Consider the following 14282-nt stretch of genomic DNA (forward strand, 5'->3'; position numbering starts at 1 on the left):
CGTCATGTCCATCGCCTCGCCCCTCGCGAGCCCAGCAGCGACAATACATCGTCACCGATGTATTACGAAGTCGAGGTACACCGGACACGCAGGAGTGATGCGGCAGAATGCACATCATGCTCGAACTGGCCATCCTCGGATTCCTCTACGACGCCCCGCTGCACGGCTATGAACTGCGCAAGCGCATCACCGCCCTGACCGGACACGTGCGCCCTGTTCCGGAGAGCACGCTGTATCCCGCCATCAAGCGGCTCGAGAAGGCGGGCCTCATCGCCCGCGAGACACAGCCGGGCTCGGGGGCGGCCCCTCGTCATGTCCTGAGCCTCACCCCGGAGGGCAGGCAGGAACTGCGCAAGCGCCTGTCGGAGCCGGCCCAGGGCGACATCACCGATCAGAACCGCTGGTTCACGCTCCTGGCCTTCCTGCGTCATCTGGACGACGCGGCGGCACAGGCCGAGGTGCTCAAGCGCCGACTGGCCTTCCTGGAGGAGCCGGCGAGCTTCTTCTACGACGAAAGCGGCAGCCCGCTGCGCGCGGAGGAGTTCGACGACCCCTTCCGGCGCGGCATGCTCACGATCGCCCGCGCGACGAGCCGGGCCGAACTCGCCTGGCTGCGCACGACCTTGACGTCACTCGACGGAACTGCCCGCTGACCTGTCCTGGTGCGGCACGGGACATCCCCGTACGCCAGGAAGGGGGAACGTGCCGAGCTCGGACACCTCGTACCCGTCCGGGTACCCCTTGATCTCCCAGTTCTGCCGTGCGTAGTGGGGCGCCTTGCGCGGTGGCATCAGGCGTACGGCACGCCCTCGTAGCCTCACGGCACTGCTGACCAGCGAGCGGGTGACGGGACCGGGCCGTTCGTACCGGAAGGCCCGCAGCAAAGGCTCATCGAGCAGTGCCAGGGTGGCGGTGCGCAACAGGGGCGCCACGGCGCGCGGGTACCAGGAGACCATGAGGTCCAACGTCGCGTCGGACACCTCACGTGCGCCTTGATCCCAGCCGAAGTTGGCCTCTTCGTAGGCATCGAGGCAGTTTTCGAACTCTTCGTAGGAGTCGGGAATCTCCTTGATGCCCATGTGCTGCCCGAGCGTGCGGTAGTACGTGGCGGCGGCGACCGTCTCGTGACGCGAGAACCTGCGCCAGCCGTACGCGTCGATCCATCGCTTCGGCATCACCACGAACGTGCACAGGACGTAGCGCATGTCGTCGTCGCTGATGTCGTAGCTGCGGTGCATCTGGTTGATGCGGCGGATGGCCGTGCGGCCCTCGTCGTTGCCGAAGCCGTGCTCCACGACGGTGTCCAGCAGGAGTGCCGTGTCGTCGTAGCGCTTTTGCGTACGGTCCGTCAGTTCCGCGGTCTGCGCGAGGAGTCGGCCGATGCTGGGCACGGCATAGGTGCGATAGAGGGCGAGTTCGAGTGCGCGGGTGAAGTCCCACGGGAACTCGTACGTCGCGGTGAGTCGGTAGATCGCAAGGAAGTCCTTCTCCGGGTCCATGCGCCGGATCTGTTCGAGTCGCTCGTAGCGCTTCACCGTGCGGTCCCCCTTCTGTCACCGGACCTCTAACTCTACGTTGGAGAGCGGCAGACAAAGGATCAGCGGCACAAGCCGCGTCGGGGGATGATGGCCCACATGTTCGACGCAATCCGCAGGCTCTGGCGCAAGGGCGAATCGACAGGCAGCCGCGAGGCGGTGCGCACGGAGAGCAAGCGCCCGCACAACCTCTTCGAAGCAGCCGCCGTCTATGTGGCGGCCAGTGCCGATGACGACCAGGACACGATGGACGAGGCCAGGGGATGGGTGTCTCCGGAGGCACTGTCGTTCGGCGTCAGTGAGCTCGCGTGCCGCGCCGTCATCGCGCTCGCCCGGGAGCGCGACGAGTCGCCGAACGACGTGGCCCGTACGCTCCTTGGGCTGCCTGCCGCCTGAGTCGGTCACCCCTTCGTAGCCGTCGATCACGGCAGCCCATCGATGAATTTCCTGGTCATCGACCCCTCGACGATCTCTGGGGCGAGTGGTTAGGGTGCGCCGACGGATGAAGCGATGGGGAGGCTGGCATGGCCGGGACGGACGACGCTGTCGCCGCCGATGACGACGCGCTGTACGTACTGACGGCGGTGCTGCTGACGCCCGCGAAGTTTCCCAGCGTGCTGGGCGACGACTATCCCGAGGCGTGCACGCGGCTCGGCCTCGCGCCGCTCGCCACCGGGTACGGGCTGGTGCTCGGCCAGGACGGCCAGGGCGCCCGGTGGACCGTCGTCGTCGACGACGTGTCCCTCGTGGCCGTGGCGATCGCCTCCTGGGACTGCGGCATGGAGTACGACCTGTCGCCGGACGAGCACTCGGTGGTCACCGCGCTGCCGGGCTGGCCGCTTGCGGTCGCCGTCGCGGCCCCCGGTGTGCCCGCTCCGCACGACCCCGACCCGGCGCCCGAGGACGGCGACCGCGCACCCCTCGCGCCGCCGGAGTCCGGCACCTGGGGACCCGCCCAACGACGCCTCGGCGCCGACGAGATAGCGCTCCAGTGGGCGACGTGGCGGGACCAGATCGACGACGCCGACTTCGCGACGGACGGTCCGCCAGGAGACTCCCCCGCTGTCACCGAGGCGAGGGAACCGCTCACCGGCGTCCGGCGCGTTCTGGCGGAAGCCCGGGCGTATGTGACCAATCCACCGCCCCTGGGCAGGGTGCGGTCGTCCTTCGCCTCGGGTGACGCGCGGACCCTGCGTGCCGACGGCCCTGGCTGGTCCATGGTCGCCAGGACCGACGACATCGCGTTCGTGCTGCTCGACGACGAGCCGGGTGAGGTGCTGCCGGTCGGCCGCGGACCGGAGCTTCCCGCGCTCCTGGAGGCGCTCGACAAGATGGCGGTCCGTCCCGCCTGAGCCGGACCGGACCCGCGCCCGTGGGCCGGGTCAGCGGCTCGTTTCGACGTCGACGAGGAGCGCGGCCAAGGCCGTGTCGTGGTCCTCGTGTTCACGCAGCCCGGCCAGTTCGTCCTGCCAGGCCACGTCCCAGGAGCTCTCCCGGCCACCCGCACGCACCAGTTCCAGGGCCAAGGCGCCCGTCACGGGGGTGCCTCGCTCGCGGAGCATGCGGGCCGCGGTGAGCAGTGCCTCACGCGCGTGTGGCCGACGCATGTCCAGGTACCGCTCGCTCGCCGGGGCCAAGCGTCCAGGACGCTCTTCGAGAAGGTCAATCAGCAGCTGCCACCGCTGTGCGTCGTACCGCCCGAGCCGTGTGGCCACGAGCGCCGTCTCCCACAGCAGGTGTGCCGCCTGTGGGCGCAGCCCCGCTCTCCGGAGCGTCTGGGCAAGGGCGTCGGCGACTTGGAGGGTCACGGTCGTGCCCTGCCGGGCGCGCACGATCGCGCTCAGCACCACTAGACGGCGCAGAGCGTCGACTCTGCCCTGTGGAGCCTCCGTGTCGGCTCTGGCCTGTGGGTCCCCCGTGTCCGCGCGGTCGCCCAATTGCCGAAAGGCGCGGTTCAGGATGTCCCTGGCGACGGGTCCGGTCGGGAACCGCACCAACTGCCGCACCGCCGCGTCCCATTCGCGGTGCGTACGGTTCTCGTCGACGGCGACGTCGGCCACGGCACGCATCGCGTCGCCCGAGTCCGGGGCGAGCCACCCGGGCAGTGCCTGACACGCGGCTCTGACGGTGTCCGCGTCGCCCTGCCTGACCAGCCGTGTGAGGAAGCCCCGGTAGGGCTCGGCCATTGAGTGGGGCACCGGCCCCGGACCCGGGCCCGGGTGAATCACCGCTTCACGCACGGCCGGTTCGCCTCCGCATCGTGCCAGGCGGTCGGCGACTTCTGGACGGTCGATCGCGGAGAGGAGGCCGCGGGCCAGGACGGCCCGTACGTCACGGTGCTGGTGTGGTGCGTCCCAGGCGGCCAGCAGGGCGTCATGAGCCGCGGCGCCGGTGAGCGTACCGAGCCCGCGGGCCGCCTCCTTGCGCGATCCGACCGGGACGTCTGCGGCCCGGGCCACTGGGGCGAGCATGCCGACAGCTCGACGGTCCGGTACGGCTTCCAGGAGGTGCCGGACGGACGACATGGCGGCACGGCCCCGCACACCGCCGGTCGCTGCGTGCCGCAGAAGCAGGTCCAGGAAGGGCTGATGCGCGGGTGATACGCCGGTGAGCTCAGTGGAATCGGTGAAGTTGGCGGCAATGACATCGCCGAGTGCTCCCAGTGCGGCAGCGGCGACGGGCTGCGGCGCGTCGTCCGCAAGGCGCGTGATCAGAGCCGGGTCGCGCAGGCGGGCCGCCGCGTCGGCCCTGGTACACAAGGGGGCCGACTCGTCGAGGGCCACGCGCGCGTGGTGCTCGTCCCAGCGCTTGCGCTGTCCCGGCAGCCAGCGATGTGTGACGCCCTGCGGAAGGTTGGGGACCCAGGCCGCGGCCCGGGGTCGTACGCGGCCCGTCAGGCCCCTCCGTGCGGCAGCCAGGACGACGTCGAGCAGGTCGGTACGACGGGACGCGACGGTGCGCAGGACGAGGGGAACCGCCGCGAACGAGGCGTCGAGGCCGATCAGTTCGGCGCAGCGTGCCTCCCGGATTCGTGCCGGTGTCACCCAGGCCTCGGCCGCGCGCGCCGCGACGTGCGGATCCTCGTGCTCCAGGGCGGTGCGGCGCGCCAGAGCATCCAGCTCCGGCAGGGCGGTGAGGTGCGGCGCGAGCAGTTCGGCGAGGTAGACGCCCCTGCCGGGACGCGTCCGCGCCTCCTGGCCGAGCGACGCCCAAAGGGACTGCGCCTCGCTCTCCGCCAGGCACAGCGCGGCGACGGGGCCACGGCGCCGGGAATCGGCGACGACCTGACAGAGCAACTGCGCCAGATATGCAGCACGTTCAGGGCTGCCCTGTGTCGCGGCGCTCTCCGTGGTGCGTCGGAGCAGCTGCTCGGCGGCGGCCAGCGTGCGGTCTGTCGAGTCCCTGGACTGCACGGTGGTCAGTGCCGCGTCCCGGAGCACGCGTTCGGGCAGTGCGGCGAGCATGCGGGGCGGCGCGCCACCCAGCTGCCTCAGGGCACGGTGGCGTACTTCTTCCTGGTCGTGCCAGGCCCGCTCGCAGTCGACAGCGATACGTGCGAACTCGGTTGGATCGCCTTCCAGTTCCGCGCAGGCAAGGAGTGCGGGCCAGCCCAGCATGCGGTGGTGGATGCGGTGCCGCCCCGCGATCTCGCGCAGCAGCGGTTCGCCCGAGGCCAGGGGAAGGGCCACGGCGAGGTGGCTCACGGCCCGTTCTCGTCGCAACCAGCGCTCCGCCCAGGGCAGGACCATCTCAGCCCTGTCCGCGGGTTCGAGCGCTGCCAGGGTGGTCACAGGAAGGCTTCGTACGGAGCGCAGCCGTTCGGCGCGTTCCTCCAGCAGGCGTCGTCGTTCCGGGGCGGGCAACAGTGCCAGCAGTCCGTCCGGGGCGACCTCTTGGCGCTCCGGATAGCGCATCCGGGGTCGATTCGCCGGGCAGCGGCGAGCCAGGTCCTGCTGGTCGGCGAGGTTCAGTTCACGAACGGCTCGGCGCACTGAGGGCGGCAAGGGTCCGGCCGGCAGCCCGAGTTCGGCGAGTTCGCCGTCCGGTCCCGGCGGTGTGGCGCGCAGGATCTCTAGGACGCGGCCGGGTCGGCGCAGCAGGGAGCGTGCGGCTCGGTCGGTGAGCAGTTCGCGTGCCTGCTCCAGAAGGACGAGCCCAGCCTCCGGGTCCCGCTCAGCTGCCAGGCTCGCCACGGCCCGGCTCTGACGTGTGAAGGAGTATCGGGCGTTGCCCGCCTTGCTCCGGCTGCGGGAGACGAGTAGGTCCACGACGGCCAGCGGGGCGGTTCGGGCCAGGGCATTGAGTACACCCATGGGTGGGTCGAGCCGGGCGAGCCAGGCGGCGACGGTCGCCGGTGGGCACGCGGGAAGGAGTTGCGATGCGTCCCGGCTGCCGTATCGCTCGTACACCTCGGGCAGCAGACGCCCGGCGAGGGCGCTGCGACCGCTGAGCCGCAGCACGCGATACGTCTCGTGGCGTTCCGCGCGGGTCTCGCTCAATGCGAGACGTTCCAGGGCCTGTTCCGGTACCGGAAGCCTGATGGCGGCCGAGAGGGCCCGGCGGCGCAGCAGGGGATCGGTCAGGGCGTGGGAAATGGTGGGCAGATCGCGTCGGGCGACGGCGAGGAAGAGGGCGGTGTGCCGTTCGCCCTCGTCACCGGCGTCGAGTGTGTGATGGAGGGTTGCGTACGCCGCTGGGGTCAGAGTGCGGCCGTAGCGCGCGAGGGCGGTCATCCGTGCCGGGAAAGGCAGGGGCGCGAAGTGGGCCGTGAGCCAGGCCGACGTCAGGGGGACGGGCGTGGGCTCGGGCGATGAGGACGGCGTCTGGGACGCCTCGTATCCGGCCATCAGCGATCACCGAGGGATCGCTGGGCCTCCTTTCGGAAGGTCATGCCGTCATGGTCACGGGCGAGGCACCGGTGGCGCAACGGCTTTTCCGATCCGCTCGCGGAACGGCCCTGGGCAGGACCGCGAGCGGACAGAGCCCCTTGCGCCGGTGGTGCCTCAGTGCCCTATTTCCTTGCGCGTGACCCGGCGCAACCTGCGCCGCTGGCTGGGGTCGAGCGTCAGATAGGCCGCTGCGGGTACTCCGAGCACGATCAGGAGTGCGGCCCACCACGGCAGCCAGATCAGCAGAATGATCCCGGCCGCCACACCTCCTGCGGCGATCTTCGCGTTCCTCGACATGTGTGTCGCCTCCTTCGTGGCTCCTGCCGCTCTCTGTCTTAGAAAACGTGATCGGGCCTCCCACAGTTCCGGGCCACGACCCTGAGAGACCCCTGAGCCGTGACCCTTACTGGTTTCTGAGCCGCGCGCGCCCCATCGACTATTCGACGCGGAGGGGCTCCCCGACCTCGTACATGTGGCGCAGGACCTGGCGGTAAGAGTCGACGAATCCGGCTTCCGTGTACGACATGCCCACCGCCGCGCAGTGGGCGCGCACGAGAGGTTGGGCGAGCCGCAGGTGGGGGCGGGGCATGCTCGGGAACAGGTGGTGCTCGATCTGATAGTTGAGCCCGCCGAGGAACCAGTCGGTCACGAGGCTGCCGCGGATGTTGCGCGAGGTGAGGACCTGACGGCGCAGGTGGCCCCAGCGCTCGCCGTCCGGATCGGGCATTTCCATGCCCTTGTGGTTGGGTGCGAAGGCGAGTCCCAGGTGCAGGCCGAAGAGCGCCTGGTGGATGGCGGCGAAGGCGATGGCGTGGCCGACGGGCATGGCGGTGAGCAGCAGCGCCACATAGCCGACGACATGGGCGACGAGAAGGATCCCTTCCACCACGCGTTCACGCGGGGCCTGCCTGCGCAGGTCCTGGAAGCCGTAGACCTTCATGGCGATGCCCTGGAGCAGCGTCAGAGGGAAGAAGAGCCAGGCCTGATTACGGGTGAGCCAGCGCCGGAACCCCACGCGGACCTTGGCCTGCCTGCTCGTCCACACCAGGACGTCGGCGGCGACATCGGGGTCCTTGTCGACGTGGTTGGGGTTGGCGTGGTGGCGGTTGTGCTTGTCGTTCCACCAGGCCGAGCTCATCCCGAGCAGCAGGTTGCCGTGGATGAGCCCCATGGCGCGGCCGACGGTGCGGTTGCCGGATATCTGCGAGTGGCCCGCGTCGTGGCCGATGAACGCCGTGCGGGCACACAGGACGGACAGGACGGGCGCGAGCAGCAGCACCCACCAGGAGCCGCCCAGGAGGAACATGCCCGTTCCCACCGCCAGCAGTGCCAGGGTGTTGGTCGCGACGGTGCGCGCGTACCAGCCGATGCGGCGGTCCAGGAGGCCTTGCTCCTTGACGGTGCGCAGAAGGGGCGCGAAATCACTTCCGGTGTGCTGCCTGCCGGTGCTGGCTGGGGAGCGTTCCGCGACTGCGGCGGCCTGGGGCATGGTGGGGTCTCCGGTCTCCGTAACAACGGGCTGACCTGTAAGAACGTACGGATCAGTGACCTCGGGCGACCATGGCGCCACCACCCGTGTCGAAGCGGGGGTCAGCACCTCTCCACAGGGGGGTTGAGTACACCCCCGACGTGAAGTGATGAGCGTCACCACAGAGCTGCTGCCGGGAATCCTTGGACGTGCTGTACCCTCGGCCGCTCCAGGCCCAGTAGTCAAACTTGAGGAATACGTCATCCCTGTGCACGGACTCCCTGCCGTATCCCCTGCCGAGATCTCCGAACTGTCCCGCTGTTCCGTACTCTTCGTGCCGAGCGATCCGGCCCGGGGCGGGCGGGTTGCCTTCTGGTGCACCGACGGCGCCGAACCGCCCTCGGTCGCCGCAGGAGCCCTCGAGTCACTGACCGTTGCCGTGCCCGGAGACGACGATGTCGAGCTCGTCGACGTCACGGCGTCGCTGCTCCCGGTGCGCGTCGCGCTGCCGGTCCTCACGCGCGCGCGTGCCGCCTCGGGAACGCATCCCACGGCCGCCTTCTGGGGCACCGCGGGCGTGCTCGCGCTGCAGCTGGCGGCCCGCGGCCTGCTGCTGCCCGGGCTCACCGCCAGCGACCACGACGCCTGGCGGGCCGGCCCCTTGAGGAGCGATGACCTGCAGCGGCTGCGCGACCTCGCCGCCGCGATGCCGCCCGCCGCGCACGCGCATCCCCTGGATCACACCGTGCCGCCGCGGCTGCCCGAACCGGAGCGCCTGCTGCGCCAGTTCCTCGACGCCGTGGCCGATACGCTGCCGCGCTCCCCTGCCGCGACGTCGGCCGCAGGCGGACCCGCCTTCGCCGCGCCGGAACCACAACACGTCCCCGAGCAGCGTGCCTGGGCCCTGGACGTGGCCGCCGGTCACGACGCGGGCGTACGGATCTCCCTGCGCGTGGAGATTCCCGGTCTCGCCTCGGACACCGAAGGCGGTACTCGACTGCCCTTCCGCGCCGTACTGCAGCTGCACAGTGTCAGTGACCCCTCGCTCCTCGCGGACGCCGCCGAGGTGTGGGCCGGGTCCGGAACGTCGGCGCGGGGCTTCGGGCCGCGCGCCCGGATGGACGCGTTGCTCGCGCTGCGTCGCGCCACGCGCGCGTGGCCGCCGCTGGCCCCGCTGCTCGCCGCCACCGTGCCCGACGCCATCGAACTCGCCGACGAGGAGGTCACCGAACTCCTGGGCGAGGGAGCCCGGATGCTCGCGGTCGCGGGGGTCGACGTGCACTGGCCCAAGGAGTTGACGCGCAACCTCACCGCGCGCGCGGTGATCGGCCCTCCGGACGATGACACCAACGGCCCGCAGAAGCTGTCATCGGACACCCCTTCGTTCCTCTCCGCCGATGCGCTGCTCGCCTTCAACTGGCGCTTTGCACTGGGCGATCAGCAACTGACCCGCGAGGAGCTGAACCTTCTCGCCGAGGCCAACCGCCCCGTGGTGCGCCTGCGCGACCAATGGGTGCTCATCGACCCGGACGAGGCACGCCGCGCCCGCGAGCGGCACGACCGCAAGGTCACCCCGATCGACGCCCTCGGCGCGGCGCTGACCGGCACCGCCGAAATCGGTGGCGAGCGCGTCGACGTACAGCCCACAGGATGGCTGGCCACCCTGCGCGAGCGCCTGTCGGACCCGGAAGGCATGGAGCCCGTCGGACAGCCCGCGGCGCTCACCGCGAAGCTGCGCGACTACCAGCTGCGCGGCCTGAACTGGCTGGCCCGGATGACCTCACTCGGCCTCGGCGGCTGCCTCGCCGACGACATGGGTCTCGGCAAGACGATCACGCTCATCTCGCTGCACCTGCACCGCCAGACGGATCAGGTGTCCGCGGGTCCCACGCTGGTCGTCTGCCCGACGTCACTGATGGGCAACTGGCAGCGCGAGATCGAGAAGTTCGCACCCGGCACCGCCGTTCGCCGCTTCCATGGTGCCCGCCGCAGCCTGGAGGACCTGGCCGACGGCGAGTTCGTGCTCACCACCTACGGGACGATGCGGCTCGACGCGGAGACTCTCGGCCAGGTCCCCTGGGGCATGGTGGTCGCCGACGAGGCGCAGCACGTCAAGAACCCGTACTCCGCCACGGCCAAGCAACTGCGCACCATCGGGGCACGCGCGCGTGTGGCACTCACCGGCACTCCGGTGGAGAACAACCTCTCCGAACTGTGGGCCATTCTCGACTGGACGACTCCTGGGCTCCTCGGCAAGCTCGGCACCTTCCGCTCGCGCTACGCGCAGGCCGTGGAGGGCGGCTCGGATCCGGGTGCGGCCGAGCGGCTCGGGCAGCTCGTACGCCCGTTCCTCCTGCGTCGGCGCAAGTCCGATCCGGGCATCGCGCCCGAGTTGCCGCCGAAGACGGAGACCGACCGTGCCGTTTCGCTCAGCACGGAGCAGGCAGGGCTCTACGAAGCAGTGGTGCGCGAGACGCTCGCGGAGATCTCCGGGGCCGACGGTTTCGAGCGCCGCGGGCTGATCGTCAAGCTGCTCACCGGTCTCAAGCAGATCTGCAACCACCCGGCGCAGTACCTCAAGGAGGACAAGCCGAGGATTCCGGGCCGCTCCGGGAAGCTGGAACTGCTCGACGAGTTGCTCGACACGATCCTTTCCGAGGACGCGAGCGTGCTCGTCTTCACGCAGTACGTCCAGATGGCCCGACTCATCGAGCAGCATCTGTCCGCCCGTGGGATCCCGTCGCAGTTCCTGCATGGTGGCACGCCCGTCGCGGAGCGCGAGGCGATGGTGGAGCGCTTCCAGGACGGTGAAGTCCCGGTCTTCCTCCTGTCGTTGAAGGCGGCCGGGACGGGGTTGAACCTGACGCGTGCCGAGCACGTCGTGCACTTCGACCGCTGGTGGAACCCCGCGGTCGAGGCGCAGGCCACCGACCGTGCGTACCGCATCGGGCAGACGCGACCCGTGCAGGTGCACCGGCTCATCGCGGAGGGAACGATCGAGGACCGTATCGCCGACATGCTGCTGCGCAAGCGGGAGTTGGCGGATTCGGTCCTCGGGTCCGGCGAGGCGGGGCTCAGCGAGCTGACCGACGCCGAACTGTCCGATCTGGTCGAGCTGCGAGGGGGCGCGCGATGACTGACCTGTATGACGAGGAATACGGTGCCGCGAACGACGACGGGCGGCGCGCGGATGGACCGGACGCGAACGAGCGGACGTTCGCCGCGCTGCCGCCCGCGCACGGGCAGGGTTTCGCGCAGAGCTGGTGGGGCCAGGCCTGGCTCAAGGCACTGGAGGAAACGGCCCTGGACCTTCAGCAGTTGAAGGCGGGACGCAGGCTCGCGCGCGCGGGAGCCGTGGGTGCGGTATCGGTGCGGCCGGGTCGGATCACGGCGGTCGTCCAGGACCGTGACGGCACGCCGCACCGCTCCGATGTCCTGTTGCAGGAGTTGAGCGAGGAGGAGTGGGACCGCTTCCTGGAGATGGCCATCGAGCGGGCCGGGCACATCGCGGCGCTCCTCGACCGCGAGATGCCGCCGCACTTGGTGGAGGACTCGGCCGCCGCGGGGATCGAACTCCTGCCCGGCATCGGCGACCTGGAGCCCGAGTGCGACTGTGACGCATGGGATCACTGCGGGCACACGGCAGCGCTCTGCTACCAGATGGCGCGGCTGCTGGATCAGGATCCCTTCGTCCTGATGCTGATGCGGGGCCGTGGGGAGCGTGCGCTCCTCGACGAGTTGCAGGTGCGCAGCGTGGCGCGAGCCGATGCGCGGCCCACCCGTGAAGAGACCCACGATGCCGTCACGGAGGGCGTCAGTGCCGCTCAGGCGTACGCGGAGGGCGCCGTCCTGCCGCCGCTGCCCTCGCTCCCTGCGCTGCCGTCAGAGCCGGGCCTGCCGCCCGTGCTCGACACGGAGACGGATCCGGCGTCGGGTCTCGACGTGGCGGCGCTGGAGTTCCTGGCGGCGCAGGCGGCCGTCGAGGCGTACCGGCTCCTGGCCGATGCGCTGGCTTCCGGTCACGAACGGCTTCCTGTCGGGCGCGAGTTGACTCCGGGAGAGGACGCCGTGCGCCTGGCCGCCGCGGCGCCCGGCCGGGACATCGAGGCGCGGCTCGCCGCCGGGTCCGGGCGCGGGCGTGACGGCCTGGCTCTCGCCGTCCGTGCGTGGGAGTACGGGGGGCCTGCAGCGCTCGCCGTACTCGAGGAGGAGTGGGCTCCGCGGGAAGAGTCGCTGGCACGCGCGCGTGCCGCGCTGGATGAGGCGTGGGACGAAGGCGAGCGCCCTCACCTGCGTGCCGCCGGCAATCGCTGGACCGTGGTCGGGACCGACGCTCAGGTGCGGCACGGCCGGGACGGGCGCTGGTGGCCGTACCGCAAGGAGCGCGGGCGTTGGACTCCGGCGGGACCGGCGGCACAGGATCCTGCGACGGCACTGGCCGTGGCGACCGGGAGCGGGTGACGGACGGACGCGGGTGACGAACGGCGGGGTCGCCCGGGCGTGAGCTCCTGGAGCGGCGCAGCGGGCGTACGGGGTGGTGTGTGGCCGAAACGCACAAGGCGCCCGCCCGCGCATCCACCCACCGCGCTCACCCGCGCATCCACGCGGGGCGTGCGTGCGCCGGGAACACCGGCGCACGCACTCGCCCTGGCCAGCGATTGAGCGAGGCCATGACATCCGCGAGCGTGGATCGCGTCGGTTCAGGGAGGTCTGACCGCAACAGGAGCCGCCCCAGGCTCAACAGCGGGGGCATCGGGTTCGTCAGCTCCGTCCGTGCGACCCGTCTGAAGGGAGTGATCAGGGCCCTGGGCCCCACGACTACTGATCGGACCGGTGGTTGACGACGACGCCTCCTGCCCCTCGCGGGAGGCGCCGTCGGCGCGTTCCCCGTCGTTCATCTGGTGTCCCCCGCGTGTTCGTGACGGCGGCGAAGTCTGGCCGCTGTCACCGAACCCGTGCCCCAGGAGGCCCCGATGTCCCCGCACGTCGCCCGCAAGCGCCGTCTTCGCCGCTCCATAGCTGTCGGCGTGCCGCTGGCCGTCGTCACCGCGATGGTGGTGACCGGTACGGCGATGGGCACCCAGGACGGCGGCGGTCGGCAGCAGGGCACCCCCAAGAAGGCGCACATCACCCGGGCGGCCACTCTGGGGAACATCCCTCTGGGCGCCTTCAGCAACTCCCTGCTGCCCGGGACAGTGGCCGACGACCGCGGTGTGGATCTCGGCGGCATCGGCAGTGACCTCTACCCGGCCGGCCGTAAAGGCGAGTTCTGGACGGTGACCGACCGGGGGCCGAACGGACAGATCAAGGTCGACGGCAAGAAGCGCCGCACCTTCCCCGTGCCCGGCTTCGACCCGGCGCTCGTGAAGATCCGGGTCTCCGGAGACACCGTCAAGGTCGTGTCCGCGATGCCGATCACGACCTCCTCCGGGAAGCCCGTCACCGGGCTGCCCAACCAGAAGGGACGCGACGAGGCCCCGTACACGTACGACGCGAAGAACCCCCTCTCGTACGACCCGAACGGTCTGGACACCGAGGGCATCGTGCGGGCGGCCGACAACACCTTCTGGCTGGTCGATGAGTACGGCCCGTCGCTGATCCACGTCTCCGCGCGCGGGAAGGTGCTCAAGCGTTACGTCCCCCGAGGGCTCGACCTGCGCGGTGCGGACTACCCCGTGGCCGAGGCGCTGCCCGGAGTTCTGTTGCACCGCAAGAAGAACCGCGGCTTCGAAGGACTCGCCCAGCTGCCGGGCGGGGATCTGGTGATGGCGCTGCAGAGCCCGCTGTCCCTTCCGGACGAGGACGCGGGCGATGCCTCACGCACCACACGGCTGCTGCGCTTCTCGCCGAAGAAGCAGGCGGTCACCGCCGAGTACGCCTACCGCTTCGACCCTGTGGATGTCGTCGACCCCGGTGAGGACGACACCTCCGAGCTCAAGATCTCCTCCGTGGTCGCCGTCGGGCGCGACCGGCTGTTCGTCCAGGAGCGCACCGACAAGGCGGCGCGGCTGCACAGCGTGACGCTGAACCAGCGGGCCAACATCCTCGGCGGCAAGTGGGACAAGGACACCACCAAGCCCTCCCTGGAGCAGCTCGACGACCCTGTCGCCTCCGGGGTGCCTGTCCTCGACAAGCGTCTGGTGGTCGACCTGGGAACGGTCGACGGCGTCCCGGGCAAGATCGAAGGCGTTGCCCGGGTCGACGATCGCACCCTGGCGCTCATCAACGACAACGACTTCGGGATGACGGACGGAGCGGAGGCCTTCGACAAGGACGGGCGTCTGGTGGACAGCGACGTGGAGACGACGGTGACGTACGTCAAGCTTCCTCGGCGGTACTGACAGAGGCCGCGCGGACAGCGCCGACCCGGCCCTCCACGTGGCTGGCTGT

The 14282-nt window shown here is 70.5% G+C and carries 10 protein-coding genes; 6 read left to right on the forward strand and 4 right to left on the reverse strand.

Annotated features, from left to right (window positions below; genetic code table 11):
- Positions 1–116 precede the first annotated feature (116 nt).
- Positions 117–653, forward strand: coding sequence for a PadR family transcriptional regulator (locus tag ACFWZ2_RS24155; RefSeq protein WP_384548888.1), 537 nt, complete (start codon positions 117–119; stop codon positions 651–653).
- Here the strand turns inward: ACFWZ2_RS24155 and ACFWZ2_RS24160 are convergent.
- Entirely contained in the window at positions 630–1535 is a 906-nt protein-coding gene (locus ACFWZ2_RS24160; RefSeq protein ID WP_384548890.1) for an oxygenase MpaB family protein, read from the reverse strand. The two genes, ACFWZ2_RS24155 and ACFWZ2_RS24160, sit on opposite strands and share 24 nt — an antisense overlap.
- 99 nt (positions 1536–1634) lie before the next feature.
- On the opposite strand from ACFWZ2_RS24160, the gene ACFWZ2_RS24165 reads away from it, so the two are divergent.
- Positions 1635–1931 (forward strand): hypothetical protein, encoded by a 297-nt coding sequence (locus tag ACFWZ2_RS24165; RefSeq protein ID WP_384548892.1) that lies wholly within the window; start codon positions 1635–1637, stop codon positions 1929–1931.
- Positions 1932–2059: 128 nt separating this feature from the next.
- Positions 2060–2887: a hypothetical protein gene (locus ACFWZ2_RS24170; RefSeq protein WP_384548894.1), complete on the forward strand. Its 828-nt coding sequence runs from the start codon at positions 2060–2062 to the stop codon at positions 2885–2887.
- Positions 2888–2917: 30 nt separating this feature from the next.
- On the opposite strand, the gene ACFWZ2_RS24175 is transcribed toward ACFWZ2_RS24170, so the two are convergent.
- From ACFWZ2_RS24175 to ACFWZ2_RS24185, 3 genes are all read right to left on the reverse strand, one after another.
- Positions 2918–6382, reverse strand: a complete 3465-nt coding sequence (locus ACFWZ2_RS24175) for a hypothetical protein (protein WP_384548896.1) — start codon at positions 6380–6382, stop codon at positions 2918–2920.
- A 156-nt stretch (positions 6383–6538) separates the two neighbouring features.
- Positions 6539–6721 (reverse strand): hypothetical protein, encoded by a 183-nt coding sequence (locus tag ACFWZ2_RS24180; protein ID WP_384548897.1) that lies wholly within the window; start codon positions 6719–6721, stop codon positions 6539–6541.
- Between the two features lie 139 nt (positions 6722–6860).
- Positions 6861–7913 carry a fatty acid desaturase family protein gene (locus ACFWZ2_RS24185; protein ID WP_384548899.1) on the reverse strand — a complete coding sequence of 351 codons (1053 nt, stop codon included), beginning with the start codon at positions 7911–7913 and terminating at the stop codon, positions 6861–6863.
- Positions 7914–8061: 148 nt separating this feature from the next.
- On the opposite strand from ACFWZ2_RS24185, the gene ACFWZ2_RS24190 reads away from it, so the two are divergent.
- The 3 genes from ACFWZ2_RS24190 (at position 8062) to ACFWZ2_RS24200 (ending at position 14233) form a co-directional block, all read left to right on the forward strand.
- Positions 8062–11028: a DEAD/DEAH box helicase gene (locus ACFWZ2_RS24190; RefSeq protein WP_384548901.1), complete on the forward strand. Its 2967-nt coding sequence runs from the start codon at positions 8062–8064 to the stop codon at positions 11026–11028.
- On the forward strand, positions 11025–12353 hold the full coding sequence (locus ACFWZ2_RS24195; protein ID WP_384548902.1) for an SWF or SNF family helicase: 1329 nt from the start codon (positions 11025–11027) through the stop codon (positions 12351–12353). Before ACFWZ2_RS24190 ends, ACFWZ2_RS24195 begins: the two co-directional genes overlap by 4 nt.
- Positions 12354–12865: 512 nt before the next feature.
- Entirely contained in the window at positions 12866–14233 is a 1368-nt protein-coding gene (locus tag ACFWZ2_RS24200) for an esterase-like activity of phytase family protein (RefSeq protein ID WP_384548904.1), read from the forward strand.
- Positions 14234–14282 lie beyond the last annotated feature (49 nt).

Origin of the sequence: Streptomyces sp. NPDC059002, from assembly GCF_042740435.1 — a bacterium.
GTDB lineage: Bacteria > Actinomycetota > Actinomycetes > Streptomycetales > Streptomycetaceae > Streptomyces.